A 20,164-nucleotide genomic window follows, 5' to 3' on the forward strand; every position below is an offset into this window, starting at 1 on the left:
TCCGGCCGCTGCAACCGAGAGGTGGCGCAGGTGAATCGAACACAGCAGCAACCCCAGTGGACCGTGAGTATCGACGCCGGGGGGACGTTCACGGACGCCGTCGCGCGGGCCGATGACAGCCGGGTGCTGGTCGCCAAAGTGGCGTCTACGCCCGATGATCCGTCGCGAGGTCTGGCGAACGCGGTCGCCGCCCTGGCAGCTCAGGGGATGCCGGTCGGCGACGTCTCGCTGCTGTGCCACGGGACGACGGTCGCCACCAACGCCATTCTCACCGGCAATCTCGCACGGGTGGGTTTGGTCACCACTCGCGGGTTTCGCGATGTCATGGGGTACCGGCAGTCGAGCCGGCCCAACGTCTACAGCCTGACCCCCGAGCGTCCGGACGACCTCGTGCAGCGGCATGCCCGCATCGAGGTCGACGAACGCCTCACCAGCACGGGCGAGGTGGTGGTGGCCCTCGACGACGCCGAGATCGACCGGGTGGTCGCCGAAGTCGCCGCGTTGGAGGCGGAGGCCATCGCGGTCAGCCTGTTGTTCAGCTACCTCGACGACACCCACGAACGACGGCTCGGTGCGGCGCTGCGGCGCGCGCTGCCGGGCACGCCGGTCACGCTGTCCAGCGAGGTGGCCCGCGAGTTCCGGGAGTATCCGCGGACGGCGACCACGGTCATCAACGCCGCCCTGCGCCCCGTCATCGGCGGCTACACCGACCGGGCGGCCGACGCGGTGGCCGCGACGGGGCTGCGGGCGCCGTTTCTGGTGATGCAGTCCAACGGCGGCAGTGTGCCCGCGGGCCGGGCCGAGGAGCACGCGCACAGGTTGGTGCTGTCCGGTCCGGCGGGCGGTGTCGCGGGGCTGGTGGCCACCGCCGCGCAGCACGGGCTCGACAACGTCATCAGCCTGGACATGGGTGGCACCTCGACCGACGTGTGTCTGGTGCGGGAGCAACGGATTCCGTTCACCACCACTCAGGAGGTGCGCGACCACGTGCTGCTCGCGCCTGCTGTCGACATTCACACCATTGGGGCGGGCGGCGGCAGCATCGCCTGGACCGACCAGACCGGCCGTCTGCGGGTCGGCCCGCAGTCGGCCCGCGCGGTGCCCGGCCCGGCGTGCTACCTGCGCGGCGGCACCGAACCCACCATCACCGATGCGCACGTGGTGCTCGGCACCCTTGGCACCGGTGAACTGGCCGGCGACCTAGTGCTCGACCGGCCCGCCGCGGCGGCCGCGGTGGATCGCGTCGGCGCGGTGCTCGGGATGTCGACCGACGATGCGGCGGAGGCGATCCTGGCGATCGGCCTTGCGCACATGGTGCGGGCGGTCCGCAAGGTCAGCGTCGAGCGGGGCTTGGACCCCCGGGAGTTCACCCTGGTGCCGTTCGGCGGGGCGGGCCCACTGCACGCCGGGCTGCTGTTGCGTCATCTGGGCCTGCGCAGCGTGCTGGTGCCGAGCCGGCCGGGGTTGCTCTCCGCCGACGGCCTGCTGGTCGCCGGGCTGCGCCTCGACCACGCCCAGACGGTGCTTACTCCGTTCGGGCCGGACGCGGTGCCGGGCATCGCCGACTGGTTCCGTGACGCTGCGGAGACGGCGACCAAACAGATCGTCGAAGACGGTGTGCCGAGCGCCGACGTTGTGGTCAGCGCCTCGGTGGACTGCCGCTACCTCGGCCAGGGGTACGAACTCAATGTGGCGCTCGACGACTGGGATGACGTTGCCCTGCAAGCCATCCCGGATCGATTCCATGCAGCGCACGAGCAGCTCTACGGTCACGCCAACCGCGACGAACCGGTCGAGGTCGTGACTCTGCGCGTCGCCGCGGTCGGCGCGCAACGGGGTCCCGAGTCGGCCGCCGGCGAGCACGGTGGCGGCGAGCGCACCGACGCCGTGCTGGCCCGCCGGACGGTGCGGATCCCGGGTTTCAGTCCCCAGGAGGTGCCCGTCTACCAGCGGTCGTCGCTGCGGTTCGGCGATGTGTTCGACGGTCCGGCGATCGTCGCGCAGATGGATTCCACGACGGTGCTGTGCGCCGGTCAGCGCGCCGAGGTCGTCGCCGGCGGCGATCTCCTCATCACGGAAAGCGAAGTGGCATGAACCCCGCAACCTTTGACGTCGACACCGTCACCTTCGAAGTGGTTGCGGCCGCACTGCATTCGGCGGCCGAGGAGATGGGCAGCGTGCTGAAGCGGTCCAGCTACAGCCCGATCATCCGGGACATGGACGACTTCTCCTGCGCGCTGTTCACCGCGACCGGTGACCTGGTCGCCCAGGCCGACTACATCCCGGCTCAGCTGGGCGCGATGTCGCTGGTGGTCAAGGCGACCCTCGACCGCTGGCAGGGGCGTATCCGGCCCGGGGACGCCTACATCTCGAATCACCCCTACATGGGGGCGATGCATCTGCCCGACGTCAACGTGATCGCCCCGATCTTCCTGGGCGATGTGCTGGTCGCGTGGTCGGGCACCGCGGCCCACCACATCGACGTCGGTGGGGTGAACCCGGGCAGCGAGGGCCCCGAACTGGAGGACCTGTTCGGTGAGGGTCTGGTGCTGCCGCCGGTCCGGCTGTCGATCGCCGGGGTGGAGAACGAGGACCTGATCGCTGTCATCACGCAGAACATCCGCGACCCGCGCAGCACGGTCAGCGATCTTCGCGCCCAGCGCGCGGCGTGCACCCTCGGTGACGCGCGGGTGGCAGAACTCGCGGCGCTGTACGGCGCACCGGCGGTGCTCGAGGTGATGCAGCGGATGCTGGACTCGGTCGAGCGCGGGGTGCGTATCGCCCTGCGGGAACTGCCCGACGGGACCGGCGAGGCCGAGGGTTTCCTCGACGACGACGGCCGCGGCGGGGCGCCGACTCGGGTGCACGTGCGGGTCACCAAGACCTCCGACCAGCTCGCGATCGACCTGTCGGGGTGCGACCGTCAGGTGGCCGGGGCGATGAACGTGCCGTGGGCCAGCGCGCGGGCGGGCATCGTGTACGCCGTGCGCGCTGTCGTGGCTCCCGACCTAGGCGCCAACGACGGGCTGCTGCGCGCGGTGGACGTCAACGCACCGCTGGGTATCGTGCTCAACCCGGAGTCGCCGGCCGCGGTGTCGGTGCGGCACAACACCTGTCAGCGTTTCGCCGACACCCTCATCCGGGCGATGGCCGCCATCTGGCCGGACAAGAGCGTGGCCAGCAGCACCGTCAGCTTCTTCTGCATCAACGTCGGATCGGTGAGTCCGGTGACCGGCCGTCCCTCGGTGATGGCCGACGTGGTGGGCGGCGGTACCGGTGCCACGTCGTTCTCCGACGGGGTGGACGGGGTTGACACCTACATGTCCAACGTTGGGGTCATGCCGACCGAGGTGGTTGAGACCAACTACAGCGTGCGGGTGCTCAAGACCGAGTTCATCCCCGGCTCACAGGGTCTCGGCACCTTCAACGGTGGTCTCGGATTGCGCCGCGAGTATCAGATCATCGGCGTCCCGCAGCGGGTCACGTTCTATTCCGAGCAGACGCACGAGGACTTCGCGCCGTGCGGGGCACACGGTGGTGGCGACGCCGTCGCGACCCGGGTCACGGTCATCGCGCCGGACGGCACCGAGCTGACCGGCCTGCCGGACAAGGCGTCGCTGACGCTGCAACCGGGCACGGTGGTGCGGGTCGAGACCGCAGGCGGCGGTGGCTACGGCGATCCCGCCGGGCGCTCGGCGCAGGCCCGCGGCTACGACGACCGCAACGGGAGGGTGTGACGCCACCCCGCCTCTTTACAAAACCTGCCTCAATGTCTAGACACCGTACAAAGTCGGCTCTATAGTCAACTCCAGATAGTGATCGCACTCACGTGGAGGTGACTCGAACATGACCGCACAGGTCGACGTCGACGCAGGCGTCCCGGTTGAACAGTGGCGCGACAAGAAGCGCTACCTGTGGTTGATGGGGCTGATCGCGCCGACGGCGCTGTTCGTGATGCTGCCGGTGGTGTGGGCGTTCAACCACTGGGGGTGGCACGCCGCGGCCCAGGTGCCGCTGTGGATCGGCCCGATCCTGCTCTACATCGTGTTGCCGGCGTTGGACATGCGGTTCGGGCCCGACGGGCAGAACCCGCCCGATGAGGTGATGGAGCGGCTGGAGAACGACAAGTACTACCGGTACTGCACCTACATCTACATCCCGTTCCAGTACGCCAGCGTGATACTCGGCGCCTACCTGTTCACCGCGTCGGACCTGAGCTGGCTCGGATTCGACGGCGGTCTGAGCTGGCCGGCCAAGATTGGCCTCGCGCTGTCGGTCGGCATGCTCGGCGGGGTGGGCATCAACACCGCTCACGAGATGGGCCACAAGAAGGACGAGCTCGAACGCTGGCTGGCCAAGATCACGTTGGCCCAGACCTGCTACGGCCACTTCTTCATCGAGCACAACCGCGGTCACCACGTCCGGGTTGCCACACCGGAGGATCCCGCGTCGGCGCGCTTCGGCGAGACGTTCTGGGAGTTCCTGCCGCGCAGTGTCTGGGGGAGTCTCAAGTCGTCGTGGGAGATGGAGGCCGCGCGCCTGCGCCGGGCCGGCAAGTCGCCGTGGCACTGGTCCAACGACGTGCTCAACGCCTGGGCGATGTCGGTGGTGCTCTACGGCGCGCTCATCGCGATCTTCGGTGTCGCACTGATCCCGTACGTGGTGATCTCCGCGGTGTTCGGGTTCGCGTTGTTGGAGACCGTCAACTACCTCGAGCACTACGGCCTGCTCCGGCAGAAGACCGCCAGCGGACGCTACGAGCGCTGCGCGCCCGAGCACAGCTGGAACTCCGACCACATCGTGACCAACCTGTTCCTGTACCACCTGCAGCGGCACAGCGATCACCACGCCAACCCGACGCGGCGCTACCAGACGCTGCGCAGCATGGCGGGGGCACCGAACCTGCCCAGCGGGTACGCGTCGATGATCGGCCTGACCTACTTTCCGCCGCTGTGGCGCAAGGTGATGGACCACCGGGTGCTGGCGCACTACGACGGTGACATCAGCCGGGTGAACATCCATCCGCGGATGCGCGAGCGGGTGCTGGCCAAGTACGGCCCAGCCGACGAGCGCTCGCGCGAGGAGCAGACGGGCGCCGACGAGCGCTCGCGCGAGGAGCAGACGGGCGCGGCCAAGTGAGCGCCTACCACTGCCCGGGCTGTGACTATACCTACGACGAGGCGAAAGGCGCTCCGCGGGAGGGGTTTCCGGCGGGCACCACGTGGGACCAGATTCCCGAGGACTGGTGCTGCCCGGACTGCGCGGTGCGGGAGAAGGTCGATTTCGAAGAGACGGGAGTGAGGAAATGACTGACTACAAGTTGTTCGTCTGCGTGCAGTGCGGATTCGAGTACGACGAGGAGAAGGGCTGGCCGGAGGACGGCATCGCCCCGGGCACGCGGTGGGATGACATCCCCGAGGACTGGAGCTGCCCGGACTGTGGCGCGGCCAAGGCGGATTTCGAGATGATCGAGGTCGCCAGGTCGTGACGGCCTTGGCGCCGTCGGCGGTGCGACGAGCTAGTCTCGCGCGTGTGAGCAACCCGAGTGAGAGGCGTTCGGCATCACGAGTGCCCTATGCCGAGGCCTCGCGGGTGCTCCTGCGTGACTCGATCCTGGACGGCATGCGCGACATGCTGCTGGCCAGGGACTGGTCGTCGATCACGCTGTCCGACGTCGCCCGCGCCGCAGGCATCAGCAGGCAGACCATCTACAACGAGTTCGGCTCCCGGCAGGGCCTCGCCCAGGGGTATGCCCTGCGACTCGCCGATCGCCTGGTCGACGCTGTGGCCGACGCGATCGTCGGGAACGTCGGCAACATCCACGCGGCGTTCCTGGAGGGTTTCCGGGCGTTCTTCGCAGAGTCGGCGTCCGATCCGCTGGTGATCTCGCTGCTGACCGGTGTGGCCAAGCCCGATCTGCTCCAAATCATCACCACGGACAGCGCGCCGATCATCTCTCGCTGCTCCGAGCGCCTGACCGCGACCTTGATGAACAGCTGGGTGCGGGCCAGTGAGGAGGACTCCGGCGTGCTGGCCCGGGCGATCGTCCGGCTGGCGATGAGCTACGTGTCGATGCCCCCGGAAGCCGATCACGATGTGGCCCGTGACCTGGCCCGGCTCATGACGCCGTTCGCCGAGCGCTACGGTGTTATCGATACCCCTTAGCTGTCAGAGCGCCTGAGCGCCTGTCCCGCGAGCCCGCAGGCTATGGGTATCTGCATGGGTACCTGCACTGCTGTCGCGACGCGCGTATCCGTGCCCTCACAGGCAAATGACGAATGAAAAGGGGCTCTACATGACTGAGCTGAAGGCGGACGTCCGCAACGGCATCGATTTCAAGGTTGCCGATCTGTCCCTCGCGGAGTTCGGCCGCAAGGAGATCCGGCTGGCCGAGCACGAGATGCCGGGTCTGATGGCACTGCGCCGGGAGTACTCCGAGGTGCTGCCGCTCAAGGGTGCGCGAGTCTCGGGCTCGCTGCACATGACGATTCAGACCGCGGTGCTCATCGAGACCCTCGTGGTCCTCGGTGCCGAGGTCCGCTGGGCGTCGTGCAACATCTTCTCCACCCAGGATCACGCCGCGGCCGCGACTGTCGTCGGCCCGCACGGCACCGTCGAGGAGCCCAAGGGCGTCCCGGTGTTCGCGTGGAAGGGCGAGAGCCTCGAGGAGTACTGGTGGGCCGCCGAGCAGATGCTGACGTGGCCCGGCGAGCCGGCCAACATGATTCTCGACGACGGCGGTGACGCCACCATGCTGGTGCTGCGCGGCGCGCAGTTCGAGAAGGCCGGTGTCGTGCCTCCCGGCGAGGACGACGACTCCGATGAGTACAAGGTGTTCCTCGCGCTGATCCGTGAGCGCTTCGAGACCGACAAGACCAAGTGGGGCAAGATCGCCGAGTCGGTCCAGGGCGTCACCGAGGAGACCACCACCGGCGTGCTGCGCCTGTACCAGTTCGCTGCCGCGGGCGAGTTGGCCTTCCCGGCCATCAACGTCAACGACTCGGTCACCAAGAGCAAGTTCGACAACAAGTACGGCACCCGGCACTCCCTGATCGACGGCATCAACCGCGGCACCGATGTCCTGATCGGTGGAAAGGCCGCGCTGGTCTGCGGTTACGGCGACGTCGGCAAGGGCTGCGCCGAGGCGCTCAAGGCTCAGGGTGCCCGCGTCGCGGTCACCGAGATCGACCCGATCAACGCGCTGCAGGCGCTGATGGACGGCTTCGAGGTCAAGACCGTCGAGGAGGCCATCGGCTGGGCGGACATCGTCATCACGGCGACCGGCAACCAGGGCATCATCACCCTCGAGCACATGAAGTCGATGAAGCACCAGGCGATCCTGGGCAACATTGGCCACTTCGACGATGAGATCGAGATGGCGCGGCTCGAGCGCGACGGCGACGTCCGCCGGATCAACATCAAGCCGCAGGTCGACGAGTTCGTCTTCCCCGACGGCCACTCGATCATCGTGCTGTCCGAGGGACGCCTGCTGAACCTGGGCAACGCCACCGGCCACCCGTCGTTCGTGATGAGCAACAGCTTCTCCAACCAGGTCATCGCACAGATCGAACTGTGGACCAAGAACGACGAGTACGACAACGAGGTCTACCGACTGGCCAAGCACCTCGACGAGAAGGTCGCCAAGATCCACGTCGAGGCGCTCGGTGGTTCGCTGACCAGGCTCACCAAGGAGCAGGCCGAGTACATCGGTGTGGATGTCGACGGCCCGTACAAGCCGGAGCACTACCGCTACTAGAGCTTTACCCGAGCAGTCACAGAATCGCCCATTTCCGTATGGATTTGGGCGATTTTGTGACTGCTGACGAAGGGGTGCGACGCAACGCGTAGCGCGAGAACTCGGCACAACCAGGATTCATCCGATTGTGCCGAACGCGTGCCTCACGGCCGAACGGCCATTAACATAATGCCCTGGGTCAGTGTTTCTGCAGGTTGGCGTGCGAGCCGGGGAGTCGCCATGGACGTGATCGAGAGTCTGCGCAGACTGTTGCGTGTCGAGTTGACGATTGCCGAGTGGATCGGGACGGCCGCGATGCTCGGCGCCCCGTATCTCGTCCTCGGTGTCGCCTACGTCGCCACCCACGTCAGCCGGTTCAGCGGGCTCGACGGGCTGCACCTCGTGGTGTCGGTGATCGGAAGTGTGCTCGCCTGGCCGCTGCTGCTGTTCGTTGACGCGTGTGCGGTCTAGGGGGCGACGTGTCGGTCAACCCGCTCGGTGAACTGTCACTACAGGATTGCCGCATCACCGCGCGGCGACGCACCGCCCGCTGGACCGACGATGAAGTCGCCGCGTCGGATGCGATGGACTTCTGGGCGTTCGCCGGGGGAGCAGCCAACGTCATCATGCAACTGTCGTTACCGCCGGTGGGGTACGGCGTCGTCGAGAGCAAGGTCGACTCGGGAAATCTACTGAAGCATCCGTGGAAGCGCGCTCGGACGACGTTCCAGTACCTCGCGGTGGCCGTCATCGGGTCGGACGACGACCGCGCCGCGTTCCGGGCGGCGGTCGACGGCGCTCACCGCCACGTGAAGTCGACGGCCGACAGTCCGGTGCGCTACAACGCCTTCGATCGCGACCTGCAGATGTGGGTGGCGGCATGTCTGTTCGTCGGTCTCGAGGACACCTACCAGCTCCTGCGGGGTGAGATGACCGCCGAGCAGTCCGAGCAGTTCTACCGCTCGGCGTGGCCGCTGGGCACCACCCTGCAAGTCACTGAGGAGCAGTGGCCGGCGACCCGGGCGGATTTCGACACGTACTGGACTGCCGCGTGCCGCCGCGTCAGCATCGATGCGACCGTGCGCGGCTACCTGATGGATCTGATCGGTCTCAAGATGATCAATCCGATTCTGCGGCTGCCGTTTCGGCCGTTGCTGAAGTTCCTCACCGCGGGCTTCCTGGCCCCCGTCTTCCGCGACGCACTCGGGCTCTCCTGGGGGAGGGGTCGGCAGTGGTGGTTCGAGCAGCTGTTCCTGTTCGTCGCCTTCGTGAACAGATTCCTACCCGTCTTCGTGCGACAGGGCGGTAGCTACGTGCTGCTCGCTGACGTGCGGCGGCGGGTCCGTGCCGACCGAAGTCTGGTGTGAGACATGGTGACCCGGGAGCGCCGCCAACCCGTTCGGGCGCGCGTGCGCCGGCTGCTTGGTCGCAAGGTCAGCATCGAGGCGATGATCGAGTTCGGGCTGTGGATGGCGATCCCACACATCCTGATCGGCGTGGTGTGGAGCTTCTTGAACTACGAGACGGTGACCGCGATCGAGAAGCAGCTGGAACCCGTGTTGCCCGCAGGCGCGGACCTGATGGCGTTCGGCCTGACCACGGGGCTGTGGCCGTTGCTGCTTCTCACCTCGGGGTTGTGCGGAGTGTGAGGCGAAGACCTCGGCCGCGCAGGCGATCTCCGAGGTTGTCATCGAACCGACCACATACCGTGGCCCATTTGTTACTGTTCGCAAATGGGTCGGGGGATGCGGTCGCTCGCTGTGCTCGTTCTTCTCGCTCTGGCAACGCTTTTCGCGCCTGCGGCACCCATGGCCCACGCCGAACCCGACCCGACCAATGACGTCCGCGACCCGAAGTACAACGAGGACGAGTACGTCGCGTTCTACACGCCACCCGAGCCGCTCGGGCCAGGACAGCCCGGCGATCTGATCCGCACCGAACCGTCCCGTCTGGTACTCGAGCCATCCGGTCAACTCGGCGCGATCATGGCCACGGGTACGCGAATCATGTACCGCAGCATCGATGCTCGCGGCAACCCGATGGCCGTCACGGGAACCTACTTCGAGCCCTACAACGACTGGCCCGGTCAGGGGCCGCGGCCCCTGATCGTCTACGGCCCGGGCACGCAGGGGCAGGGGGACCAGTGCGCGCCGTCGCGGCAGTTCAACCAGGGCATTCACTTCTCGCCCTATCTCGACATCGCGTTCAACTACGAGGAGCTGTTCGTCGCGACGATGGTGGCGCGCGGGTTCGCCATCGTGATGACCGACTATCAGGGCCTCGGCACGCCCGGGTTGCACACCTACGTCAACCGGGTGGCTCAGGGCAACGCCATGCTCGACGCCGGTCGGGCGGCCATGCGATTGCCGGACACCACTCTGGATCCCGATGGCCCGCTGGCCTTCTGGGGTTACTCGCAGGGTGGGGGCGCCGCGGCGGCCGCAGCCGAGCTGGCGCCGTCCTACGCGCCCGAACTCAAGGTGGTGGGTTCCTATGCGGGCGCGCCGCCGGCGGATCTCAAGGAGCTGTTCCCCTACGCCGACGGCAGCGCTCTGGTCGGGGTGGTGGCCTATGCGCTGAACTCCGTGATCACCACCTATCCCGAGTTCGAGGATGTCATTCGGGCGAAGCTGACTCCGCGCGGTGTGGATCTGCTGCAGAAGGTGCAGGATCAGTGCATCGCCGAGACCATCACCAAGTTCATGTTCCGGCATCTGCAGCCCTACTTCACCGAGGACATCTTCGAGGTGGTCAACCGGGAGCCGTTCGCGACGTTGTTCGACATGCAACGCATCGGCAAGCTCAAGCCGACGTCGCCGGTGCTGATCAACATCAACCGGTACGACCCGCTGGTGCCGTGGACCGGCGCAAACCAACTCGGCCGCGACTGGTGTGCCCAAGGTGCGGACGTCGAGTTCCGCACCAACGAGCAGCCGCCGTTCCTGAACAAACTGGTGGTCAACCACGCCCTGCCGATGCTGGTCGACGGGGAGCCTGCGATGCAGTGGATCGCAGACCGGTTCAACGGCCTGCCGACCACGCCGAACTGCGGGACGTACTAGCGCTATCCGTGCGAGTGTTGCGTTGGGGCGGTGAAGAGTTCGTAGGTATGTCCGTTGTCGGCATCGCGGACGTAAACCCGGCGTCCGCCGTCGAGGGTGGTGGCACTTCGATCCCAACCCCCGTCGGGGCCGGAGCCGTAGTCGACGGCCGGCCATTTTGAGAGGCGGTCCAGCACGGCCTGGAATGTGTCCTCGTCGACGAGGAAGCCGTAATGGCCCGCGAGGGTCTGGCCACGCTGAGCGAAATCAAAGGTCAGCGACTCATTGACGGCGACTTGAACAAACGGTCCGCTGGGCGGTGACACCGACAACCCCATCACCTCCGCGAAAAACGTTGCTGCCGAATGGCTGTCATTCGCCGTCACGATCGTGTGGTCAAGAATGATGGTCATTGCGCACTCCTGTCTAACCAGATTGCTTGCGATGCGCATACAACAATACATGCAAATCGCATATAATTGCCGTCATGTCACCCGCTATCGACGGTCATCCGCGGCGTGCGGCCTCGCCATCGGCGCAGGGCCGCATCGAGGACGGAGGCCCAGCGCTGTTCCGGCTGGTGCGCTACTGGTCCCGCCGATGGATCAATCAGGCTCTCGCGGGCGCGCCTGGGCCGCCAGAGGCTGAGATGCGCCGTATTCAAATCATTCAGGTCATCGAGGCGGTTGCCGCCAGCTCGGACGCGTCCGACGAGGTCACCGTTAGCGCGGTCGCGTCCCAGCTTGGGCTGGACCAGTCCGGGGCCAGCCGAATGATCAAGGACGCCCTCGCATCGGGTTACCTCGCTCGCATTGACTCTGCGCGGGATCGGCGACGGGTGGTTGTGAAGCTCACCGCAGAGGGTCGGTCGCTGCACGCTGAGGCGCTGCGCTGGCAGCGGCAGTGCTTCGACAGGCTCACCGCGACGTGGAACGACAATGATCGGCGCCAGTTCGCCGTCTACCTTCAACGGCTTGCCGACGAAACCGCCTGATTCGCCGAGGTGCGCCCTTGACCGGGTGCTGAACGTGCGTTTAATCTACCGAACGGGCGTTCAATCGACGTGATGGTCGGCCGCTCGTTTCCCGGGGGGCGTGGTCAGCGGCGTCGTCACTAGCTCGAACGGCTCGAACGGATGGATAACCACATGGCGATGACAGTGCCGAACTTCACCCCGCTGCAGGCGAGCCTGTGGCTGACGCTGTGTGGCAGAGCGCTCGACAACCGCTTGCCCCACCCCATCCTGGGCGACGAGATGGCCGACGAGATCGTGCGGAAAGTCGACTACGACTACAAGAAACTCGGCATCCCCACTAGCAGCGCGATCTACATCGCGCATCGGGCCAAGAAGCTCGACGAGATCGCTCAGCGGTTCATTGACCGCCACCCGAACGCGGTCGGCCTGGACCTCGGCGCCGGGCTGGACAGTCGGGCGCTCCGCGTCACCCTGCCGCCCGCCGCGGACTGGTATGACATCGACTTTGCGGAGGTCATCGCCGCCCGACGGCAGCTGTTGCCCGATCGTGCCACTCCGCATGGCATCGGAGCCGACCTGACCGACTCCACCTGGCTAGAGGCCCTTCCCGCCGACAGGCCCGCCGTCGTGGTGGCCGACGGTCTGATCGCGTTCCTCTCCGAGGAGGAGATGATCTCCCTGGTGAATCGGATCATCGACCACTTCCCCAGCGGGGAGATAGCCTTCAACGGCTACAGCAAGTTCGCCGTCTGGGCCCAAAAGCGCTTTGGCGGTGCCGAATCCATCAGGGATATCACCAAATTCCCCGGATTCGACGACCCGCGGTATCCCGAACGCTGGAACCCCAAGCTGAAGCTGGTCAAGGAGATCCTCTGCACCCGCGAGCCGGAGGTTGCCGAGTTTCCCCTCGGCCTGCGTCTGATGAACCGCCTGACCGCACCCAGTGTCGCCGTGTCCCGAAGGGGGAATGTGGTCCTTCACTACCGGTTCTAGTCTGAACCCGCCGCCGATCTCGCACTCGATCGCTACGCTCGCGGCGTGCCTATTGCGAACGTGAGGCACCCGGCCACCGACGTGCGGCTCGCGCGTCGCCGATCACGATCGGAGGGGGCATGACCGCCACACGTGAAGCCGCTGATTCCGTGCTCACCGGGCTGTCTGGGATCCGGAACTGGCAGGAGGACTTCTATCGCGATCTGCACGAGCACCCCGAGCTGTCGCATCAAGAGTTCGCCACGGCAGGCACCGTCGCGGAGCGGCTGCGCGGATCGGGATTTCAGGTGCACGACGGGGTGGGCGGGACCGGCGTCGTCGGGATACTCGCGAACGGGCCGGGTCCGACTGTGCTGCTGCGTGCGGACATGGACGCGCTGCCCGTGTTCGAGAAGACCGGGCTGGACTACGCCAGCACCGTCCGGGTCACTGACGCCGACGGCAATGACGTGCCGGTGATGCACGCGTGTGGGCACGACGTCCATGTGACCGCTTTGCTCGGGGCCGCGCAGCTGCTGGCCGAAGGGGCCGAGCACTGGGGCGGCACCCTGGTTGCGCTGTTCCAGCCGGCAGAGGAGACCGCCGACGGTGCCCGTGCGATGGTCGACGACGGTCTGGCGGCGCTGCTGCCGACCGTCGATGTCGCCTTCGGACAACACGTCTTGCCGGTGCCGGCGGGCATGGTGGGCATCCATGCCGGCCCGTTCCTGGCCACTGCCGACAGCATGCGGATCACCGTGCACGGCCGCGGCGCACATGGATCGATGCCCCAGTCCGCCGTCGATCCGGTGGTGCTCGCGGCCATGATCGTCATTCGGTTGCAGACCGTCGTCGCACGGGAGATCGCTCCCGTCGAATCAGCGGTGCTCACCGTCGGCAGCATTGCGGCCGGCAGCAAGAGCAACGTCATACCTGACCACGCCGTACTGCAGCTGAACATCCGCACGTACAACGAGCAGACCCGCACCACAATTCTCGATGCGATCCGCCGGATCGTGACCGCGGAGTGTCAGGCGTCGGGTTCGCCGCGCGAGCCAGAGTTCGAGTTGTTCGATCGATTTCCCTTGACTGACAACGATGTTGACACCACGAAACGTCTAGCTGAGGCATTCTCCACGTTCTTCGGCGATCGGAGCATAGAGCTGCCGCAGGGCATGGGCAGCGAGGACTTCAGTGAGATTCCCAACGGGTTGGGTGTGCCGTACTCGTACTGGGGCTTCGGTGGAATCGACGCGGCAGCGTTCCAGAAGGCCGCCGAACTGGGCCGGATCAATCAGGACATTCCGGTCAACCACTCGGCGACCTTCGCCCCGGTGATACAACCCACGCTGGATACCGGCACACAAGCCCTCGTCATTGCCGCGATGGAGTGGCTGGCCCGCTGACCGGGGTCCGTTGTCGCAGCGGGGTGCTCGCGCTCCTCGAGCCTAGGATCGACCCAGGATCCGGTGATGCAGGAGGTTTCGGTGACGGCAGCGCCCAACGACGTCGATGCGGTGGTTCACATCGCCGAAACCCACATCGCGGCAGGCAATCACCGGCAGGCCGAGGAGACGGTCCGGGCGGCGCTGGCCGTCGACCCGAATCATCCGCGGCTGTTGACGGCCTACGCTCGCGCCAAGCTGGGGCAGTCCGACTACGCGGCGGCCGCGAGCACCGCGCACACTGCTCTCTCGGTCACCCCGGACTACGAGCACGCGATGCGCGTCTACAGTCGCGCGCTCGAATTGCTGGGCCGGATTCCCGATGCGCTCTGGATGGCGTGGCGAACGGCGACGGCACATCCACACAGCCATCTGGCGCACCACAACTACGCGCGCCTGCTGGCGGGCACAGGGCGCCCGGCCGAGGCGATGACGGCCATCAACGAGGCGCTGCGCCTGAATCCGTCCGACGGTGACGCGCTGAACCTCCGCGGGGACATCCACGTCGCCCTCGGCCAGGTCGATCTGGCTGAGGCCGATTACCGGGAGGCGTTGCGGCTGAATCCCGAAGATGCCAGCGCCGTCCACAATCTGGCGATGCTCACCTACTCGCGGGGCGGGCGATGGAACGCGGTCCGCGGCTTTCTCGGGGCAGGACGGCTCGACTCGGCCTACGGCGAGGTGGCGCGCCAGAACGTGGGTGTGGTGCTCACCGGTGTGCTGCGCCGGTCGACCTGGCTGGTGTTGATCGTCGCGATCGCGGTGATCGCGACGTACAACCTGCGCGACGACGGGGGCGCCACGGTCATCCCACGGATCGTCGCGGGTGTGGGGGCCGTACCGCTCCTGGTGGTCTTCGCGCGGATGATTCGCGAGGTACCGAGACAGACGCTGACATCGGTTCTGCGGCAACGCCAAATCCTCGCGATCAGGATCCTGCAGCTGTCAGCTGGCGTTGTGTTCGGTGTGCTCACCGCTGTCCTCGGCGCGATGACGGTGCCAGCGGTGGCGGCGTCGATCCTGCTTCTGTCGCTGCCCGTCGTCGTCATCGTTGGTGGTCTGACGACTGAGCGGCTGTGGTGAGCGACGGACGCGGGGTGGCGCCGGTGCTGCGCCTGTGCGTGGCTAGCGGCGAGGCTCGCTGACCTCGGAGACGTCCAAACATCCATAGGCTTCAAGCTTTCCCGTGCGGACCATGCTCGAGTGTTGAACCATCTATTCGCCACGGGTGTGAAGAGCAGGCCGACTTAGTTCAGGCCGAGGGCCTCGTAATACGACGCTGCGCCCGCAAGTGCGCGATGTGCTTTGCCTGGGTGATGGTTCCGTTGACGACATCGAGAAGGCGGCCGAGGCCGGGATCCATGTCATTGACGATGAGTCATTGTCCCTCGTGGACGACGGGGGCTTGTGCAGGTCGTGGAAGTGAAAGCTGATGTCACGTGGGGTCTGGACTTCGTGTCTCGTCAGTGGGCTGGTTGTCCAGGGGCAGCTCTTCGACGTGCTCGACCACCTCGGCCAACTCCGAAACCGGTGCCCCGCCGAGTACTTCATACTTGTCGGGACGCTCCATGCTAGGTAGGTCAGAGACTTCGTCGAACTGCCTGCCGAGGTAGAAGAGGTCGGCCATGCCTCCGGCAATGACTCCAACTCGAAACGGATGGCCACGCCACACGCAGGTCGTCTCCACAGTAATTAGGCGCTGAATGGCGCCCATGTTGACGATCGCTTCACCTCTTACCCAACTCTTCTTGGAGATCTGAAAATCGGGAGGCAGCGGATCGTCGTCGGACAGGAGGCGAATGCGATCCCGCAGGCGGTGTGCAAGGTAGACACGCCCGTCGTATGTGGCGTAGGTGCCGCTTGCGTGGAGTCCGTGTCTTGTGTTCTCCACGGTCATACGCTCCTTCCTGCTTGCAGTGGCGTGGCGAGGAATGCCTATGTGGGGCCGATCGCCCTCGCGAGCAGCTGACTGTAGGACAGCCGACCCAGCAGTTGGAAGCACGCGTCTGATTCAGTGGCTAGTCGGACCAAGCCGTTCTTGTTACCTCGCTCGTACCAGTAGACCTCCCAGGCGCCGTCCGAGGACTGCTCGACGCACCACGAATAGTCTGCGTGGCCACCGAGCGCCAAGACCTCCGAGGCGATACCGATCGTTGCGAGAACCCGTGCCAGCTCAGTCAGATTCACAGCGGAACCTCTCTTAGCTCAGCGGATGCGGGAGCCGCGTCGACGGGCGCCGTTAGCAACTTTCGCAAGACCTAGCTCTTACGCACGCCGCGTCTCCTCCACTCGAATGTCTTTCAGGTCCTCAGGAGCGAATAGGCCGGTCCAACCCATATAAGGTTCCCCGTCCAATCCGAGTTCCTTGGCCACGGCGGAAGGGCCGACGAACTCCACCCCAATCCGGCCGTCCGGCAATTGCTGATGCAGCGATACCGTATGGCCGCCGAGGATCCCGGAGACGACAACATCGACTACACCATCGAGAACGGAGATCGGTACTTTCGCCCACGGTTCGCAGTGCCCCTGTCCCGCTGGCGACTCGCCTCGAGCGAATGCGTCTGGCATGTCGACTTCGGCCTCGGCGCACAACGCCACCCAGTCGTTGCCGCCGAACAAGATCCGAAAACGCATGCCTCGGTACTCTGCGATTGCTCCGGTTACTGGCACCGCGTTCATTTGGTCCCCTGCCGCTATTGAACGTTGTCTGAAACGGCCCTTTGCAATCGATCAACTGCCTCGATTCACGGGTTCCGCTACCTCGGAACGCCGCGATCTGAACCGGGCTTCATGAATAGTCTCTGATCTTGTTTGCGATCACGGCACGATTCCACGAACTCCACTGCCTGGGTTGGATCACCGAGAAAGCGCTCGTATTCGTCGTCGGTCAGCTTGTAGTACTCCATGTAGTCCACTAGTTGATTGCTAACCGGGATCGCTGCGTAGTGCAATCCTGACTGCGTCTCTACGCCCAGGGAGTACCTATCTTCCCTTGATACGAAGGCTTTTTCGAACTTCATCGTGTCACTCTCAGTCCATATCCGTGATCGTCAGATCATCTGGTGGTACCTCAGCGCCATCAATAACAGCTTCCGACGTTCCTGTCGGCAAGAACCCGCCAGGAAGCCATTGGTCGCTGGCGCCGGCCTCGTTGCCTGACGGAACCCTCAGATCGTATTCACCCGGATCGGGAATGTCGACGCGCACCAGGCCATCGGTGTCGAAGAACCCCGTAGGTAGACCGAGAGCTTCCTCCAAGGCGCGGCGGTCGCCTCCGGTTGATTGCATCAAGGTGTCGAGTTCACGGGTGGGGAACACGAATGTGGTGCCATCTCGGTGTCCAATGCCGAAATCCTCCAGAGCTTCTGAAGTGGTGAATCGACTGGCGCCTGCATCGAACTTTTCGAGGTGATGTTCGATGAACTCGCTTGGTAGATATTCTGAAGGCTCGGGCCGACTGCCCTTGTCGATTGCCAGAATCTCGTCGCGCTGTTCGTCGGTCAGGACATTGTGGTCCCAAGGAGATGATTGGTCGCCGGTGTGCCCGTGGCCCTCGGTGGGGCCATCTGCTGATCGATGGGAAGCGTCGGTCGGGTGATCGCGATCGGATGGTCCGTCTTGGTGCTCGCCGGTCCCCGAGGGTTCTCCGTTGCCAGCAAATTGCTCTCCAGCGTCGCGGAGGGGAGGCGGCGGTTCGTGTGTGCCGCCGGGCTCGTGACGCCGCCCGTCGTCATGTGTTGTCGGTGATTGCTCAGGGGGATGGTCGCCCGTCGCAGGTCGATCGTCCGAACGCCCGTTGTAGCCATCGGAACTGGGCCGGTGACTCTCACTCTGCGCACTCGGCGTCTCGAGGCCGCCTCCACCGCCGCTCTGTTGCCCAGTCGCGTGCCCGTTTCCGGATGCCTCCGGAGTCGTCGGCGTGTGGCTCGGCGTAGCGGGCGCTGACGGATCCGAGATACGCGGCGAGTCAACAGAACTCGGACCAGCTGACGACGCAGGGCTGGTCGGAGAATCCACACGTCCCGGTCCTGGTCCAGAGTCCGACGGACTGACGGGCTGCCCTGGCGAATCAGGCGGCGGACCATCGCCGCCACCGGACCCAGGTCCGTGACCATTGCCGCCAACGGGGGTGCCGGACGGTCCCGGCGGATCAGACGGCCCGGTCGGGACACCGCTACCTGAGCCAGGTGGGTTTGTCGGCGCGTCAACACCATTGGGCATGGACGGGCCGACGATCGAGTCGGGGACGGCCCCAGGTCTGAACTCGGGAGCCCCCGGAAGCCTGGACCCCGCCCCGGGGAGGTCGTCCAATCCGGGCAGGGCGCGGTTGCCGCCCCCGACACCCGGCAGATCCCCGAGCCGGGGGAGTCGACCCTCCTCGAGCAGGCGGTTGGTGTACCGCAGACCCTTGGCCACGGTGCCCGTCTTCGACAGCGCACCGCCGGGGACGAACAGCGACCCGATGTTGAACGCCGCCTCGCCCGCGGCCCTGCCCGGATGGTCACCAGACCACTTGTCCCAGGCCACGAACTCCTTGCCCATGTTCGCCAGCACGCCGGGCAGCGACGAGGGATCCTGGGCCACCGACAGGGCCACGTCGGCCATGCCCTTCCACGTGTCGGGGTCGGCCATCGACACCACCCCCGAGACGGTGTTGATCAGACCGGTGGCCACGCCGACCTGGAAGTCGGTGTACAGCGTGACCGTGTCGGCGAGCGTGTTCCCCACGTCATCGCCGAAAGTCTCGACCAGGATTGGCCGTATCCACTTCTGGAATGCGGTCGCTGCGTCGCCAATGAGGGTCGCCAGCTCTCCGAGGAGTCCGACCACGCCCTTGACCTGGTCCTGGAAGTTCTCCAGCACATCGCCGACGTCCCGGGCGACTTCGCGAAGGATGTCGTCACCGTCGCCGGTGAGGAACCCCGTCACCGTGTCCCACAGGCCGTCGAGCGAAATCCGGTCCAGCAGCCGGCGGATGGCGTCCTGAGTGTTCTGCACGCCGGTCGCGAAGTCGTCGACCGACGTCGCGATTGTCGACGCAGATTCGGACATTGACGACACGTAGTCACCGAGGTCTGTGAGGGCCTGAGCGATACCGCCGCCCTCGGGGATGTTCTGCGCCGACGTTGCGGCCTTGATGGCCGCGATGTCGTCGTCGAACGCCGACAGGCCGGTCGCGAGGTTGCGCCACTGCGCGGCGGTCAGACGCAACAGTGACGGATCGCCGGACGGCCACGTCATCGCCGCGCTGGCGAACAGCCCGAACCCGGGAATCATCCGCAGAAACGGTTGAATCAGCGTCCATTTGGTCGGCGGGGAGACGTTGGCCGAACTCGGCCCCATGGGGGCGCTGCCCGCCGTCGTCTTGCTGGGCTCGGAACCCACGCCACCCGTGGGCCCAGATCCGCCGATGGTCGACGCGGCATCGGCGTTCTGGTAGTTGTAGCCCGTCGCCTCCAACATGTAGCCGACAGCCTTGAACGAGTTGGCGGCGTCGGCCAATGCGTCGGCGAAGCCCTGCGCCTGACGCCCGTAACTCATCCCGAAGTTGGCCCCAGCCGGATCCATGCCGGAGGCGATCCCGCTGCCCAACGCCGCACCCAATGCGTCGGACAGCATGCCCAGCTGCGCACCGATCGACCCCATCCGCTGGCCAGAACGAAGCAGGACCTCCGGCTCAACCTCGATGCGGCCGCCGGCGCCGGCTACTCCCACATCTGCCCGTTCTTGCTGACCGCGTCCGAGTAGTTCGTGTGCGCGGCCTGGGCGATCTTCCTCAACTGCTCCAGCGCCGTCTTCATCTGCTCGGCACCCGTCTCCCACTGCTGCTGCGCCTGCGCTTGGGAATCCGACGCCTCCCCATGCCATGTCGCCCGCAATGCCGCCATGGTGTGGTCGATGTCGTCGAGGCACTCGGAGACGTCCTGCTCGAATCTCGTCATGTGATCGATGGCCGCCTGCAGCTGCGCGAAGTCCACCACCAGCATCGTCATCG

The 20,164-nt window shown here is 66.0% G+C and carries 22 protein-coding genes; 15 read left to right on the forward strand and 7 right to left on the reverse strand.

The window, feature by feature from the left end; genetic code table 11:
- Nucleotides 1–30 precede the first annotated feature (30 nt).
- From ABIA65_RS26220 to ABIA65_RS26270, 11 genes are all read left to right on the forward strand, one after another.
- Entirely contained in the window at nucleotides 31–2,094 is a 2,064-nt protein-coding gene (locus ABIA65_RS26220; RefSeq protein ID WP_354525374.1) for a hydantoinase/oxoprolinase family protein, read from the forward strand.
- Nucleotides 2,091–3,737 carry a hydantoinase B/oxoprolinase family protein gene (locus ABIA65_RS26225; protein ID WP_354525375.1) on the forward strand — a complete coding sequence of 549 codons (1,647 nt, stop codon included), beginning with the start codon at nucleotides 2,091–2,093 and terminating at the stop codon, nucleotides 3,735–3,737. The genes ABIA65_RS26220 and ABIA65_RS26225 overlap by 4 nt, the downstream gene beginning before the upstream one ends.
- A 109-nt stretch (nucleotides 3,738–3,846) precedes the next feature.
- The gene (locus ABIA65_RS26230) at nucleotides 3,847–5,139 is read left to right on the forward strand and encodes an alkane 1-monooxygenase (RefSeq protein ID WP_354525376.1); all 1,293 of its coding nucleotides are present in this window, start codon (nucleotides 3,847–3,849) and stop codon (nucleotides 5,137–5,139) included.
- The gene (locus tag ABIA65_RS26235; protein ID WP_241400432.1) at nucleotides 5,136–5,309 is read left to right on the forward strand and encodes a rubredoxin; all 174 of its coding nucleotides are present in this window, start codon (nucleotides 5,136–5,138) and stop codon (nucleotides 5,307–5,309) included. Before ABIA65_RS26230 ends, ABIA65_RS26235 begins: the two co-directional genes overlap by 4 nt.
- A complete protein-coding gene (locus tag ABIA65_RS26240) occupies nucleotides 5,306–5,488 on the forward strand; it encodes a rubredoxin (protein ID WP_241400431.1) in 183 nt (60 codons plus the stop codon). The genes ABIA65_RS26235 and ABIA65_RS26240 overlap by 4 nt, the downstream gene beginning before the upstream one ends.
- A gap of 134 nt (nucleotides 5,489–5,622) precedes the next feature.
- Entirely contained in the window at nucleotides 5,623–6,165 is a 543-nt protein-coding gene (locus ABIA65_RS26245) for a TetR family transcriptional regulator (RefSeq protein WP_371747133.1), read from the forward strand.
- Between the two features lie 130 nt (nucleotides 6,166–6,295).
- On the forward strand, nucleotides 6,296–7,756 hold the full coding sequence (gene ahcY / locus ABIA65_RS26250; RefSeq protein ID WP_241400430.1) for an adenosylhomocysteinase: 1,461 nt from the start codon (nucleotides 6,296–6,298) through the stop codon (nucleotides 7,754–7,756).
- A 219-nt stretch (nucleotides 7,757–7,975) separates the two neighbouring features.
- Nucleotides 7,976–8,206 (forward strand): hypothetical protein, encoded by a 231-nt coding sequence (locus tag ABIA65_RS26255; RefSeq protein WP_241400429.1) that lies wholly within the window; start codon nucleotides 7,976–7,978, stop codon nucleotides 8,204–8,206.
- Between the two features lie 8 nt (nucleotides 8,207–8,214).
- Nucleotides 8,215–9,102, forward strand: coding sequence for an oxygenase MpaB family protein (locus tag ABIA65_RS26260; RefSeq protein WP_241400428.1), 888 nt, complete (start codon nucleotides 8,215–8,217; stop codon nucleotides 9,100–9,102).
- Between the two features lie 3 nt (nucleotides 9,103–9,105).
- On the forward strand, nucleotides 9,106–9,384 hold the full coding sequence (locus tag ABIA65_RS26265) for a hypothetical protein (RefSeq protein WP_241400427.1): 279 nt from the start codon (nucleotides 9,106–9,108) through the stop codon (nucleotides 9,382–9,384).
- A gap of 84 nt (nucleotides 9,385–9,468) precedes the next feature.
- Nucleotides 9,469–10,797, forward strand: coding sequence for a lipase family protein (locus ABIA65_RS26270; RefSeq protein WP_502919618.1), 1,329 nt, complete (start codon nucleotides 9,469–9,471; stop codon nucleotides 10,795–10,797).
- A gap of 2 nt (nucleotides 10,798–10,799) precedes the next feature.
- Here ABIA65_RS26270 and ABIA65_RS26275 read toward each other — a convergent pair whose 3' ends face one another.
- Nucleotides 10,800–11,189 (reverse strand): VOC family protein, encoded by a 390-nt coding sequence (locus ABIA65_RS26275; protein ID WP_354525377.1) that lies wholly within the window; start codon nucleotides 11,187–11,189, stop codon nucleotides 10,800–10,802.
- A 74-nt stretch (nucleotides 11,190–11,263) separates the two neighbouring features.
- On the opposite strand from ABIA65_RS26275, the gene ABIA65_RS26280 reads away from it, so the two are divergent.
- The 4 genes from ABIA65_RS26280 (at nucleotide 11,264) to ABIA65_RS26295 (ending at nucleotide 15,252) form a co-directional block, all read left to right on the forward strand.
- Nucleotides 11,264–11,770 (forward strand): MarR family winged helix-turn-helix transcriptional regulator, encoded by a 507-nt coding sequence (locus tag ABIA65_RS26280; protein ID WP_354525378.1) that lies wholly within the window; start codon nucleotides 11,264–11,266, stop codon nucleotides 11,768–11,770.
- 153 nt (nucleotides 11,771–11,923) lie between these two features.
- Complete coding sequence (locus ABIA65_RS26285) at nucleotides 11,924–12,745, forward strand: class I SAM-dependent methyltransferase (RefSeq protein WP_241400424.1); 822 nt, start codon at nucleotides 11,924–11,926, stop codon at nucleotides 12,743–12,745.
- A gap of 119 nt (nucleotides 12,746–12,864) precedes the next feature.
- A complete protein-coding gene (locus ABIA65_RS26290; protein ID WP_354525379.1) occupies nucleotides 12,865–14,130 on the forward strand; it encodes an amidohydrolase in 1,266 nt (421 codons plus the stop codon).
- Nucleotides 14,131–14,211: 81 nt separating this feature from the next.
- Nucleotides 14,212–15,252 carry a tetratricopeptide repeat protein gene (locus ABIA65_RS26295; protein WP_354525380.1) on the forward strand — a complete coding sequence of 347 codons (1,041 nt, stop codon included), beginning with the start codon at nucleotides 14,212–14,214 and terminating at the stop codon, nucleotides 15,250–15,252.
- A gap of 352 nt (nucleotides 15,253–15,604) precedes the next feature.
- On the opposite strand, the gene ABIA65_RS26300 is transcribed toward ABIA65_RS26295, so the two are convergent.
- The 6 genes from ABIA65_RS26300 to ABIA65_RS26325 form a co-directional block, all read right to left on the reverse strand.
- Nucleotides 15,605–16,066 (reverse strand): hypothetical protein, encoded by a 462-nt coding sequence (locus ABIA65_RS26300; protein ID WP_354525381.1) that lies wholly within the window; start codon nucleotides 16,064–16,066, stop codon nucleotides 15,605–15,607.
- Nucleotides 16,067–16,104: 38 nt separating this feature from the next.
- The gene (locus ABIA65_RS26305; protein WP_241400420.1) at nucleotides 16,105–16,356 is read right to left on the reverse strand and encodes a hypothetical protein; all 252 of its coding nucleotides are present in this window, start codon (nucleotides 16,354–16,356) and stop codon (nucleotides 16,105–16,107) included.
- Nucleotides 16,357–16,434: 78 nt separating this feature from the next.
- Nucleotides 16,435–16,803, reverse strand: a complete 369-nt coding sequence (locus ABIA65_RS26310) for a hypothetical protein (protein ID WP_354525382.1) — start codon at nucleotides 16,801–16,803, stop codon at nucleotides 16,435–16,437.
- Nucleotides 16,804–16,925: 122 nt separating this feature from the next.
- A complete protein-coding gene (locus ABIA65_RS26315) occupies nucleotides 16,926–17,189 on the reverse strand; it encodes a hypothetical protein (RefSeq protein ID WP_241400418.1) in 264 nt (87 codons plus the stop codon).
- Between the two features lie 10 nt (nucleotides 17,190–17,199).
- Nucleotides 17,200–19,884: a WXG100-like domain-containing protein gene (locus tag ABIA65_RS26320; RefSeq protein WP_354525383.1), complete on the reverse strand. Its 2,685-nt coding sequence runs from the start codon at nucleotides 19,882–19,884 to the stop codon at nucleotides 17,200–17,202.
- On the reverse strand, nucleotides 19,875–20,162 hold the full coding sequence (locus tag ABIA65_RS26325; RefSeq protein WP_241400416.1) for a WXG100 family type VII secretion target: 288 nt from the start codon (nucleotides 20,160–20,162) through the stop codon (nucleotides 19,875–19,877). Before ABIA65_RS26325 ends, ABIA65_RS26320 begins: the two co-directional genes overlap by 10 nt.
- Between the last annotated feature and the right edge of the window lie 2 nt (nucleotides 20,163–20,164).

The sequence above is a fragment of the Mycolicibacterium sp. 624 genome (assembly GCF_040548615.1).
GTDB lineage: Bacteria > Actinomycetota > Actinomycetes > Mycobacteriales > Mycobacteriaceae > Mycobacterium.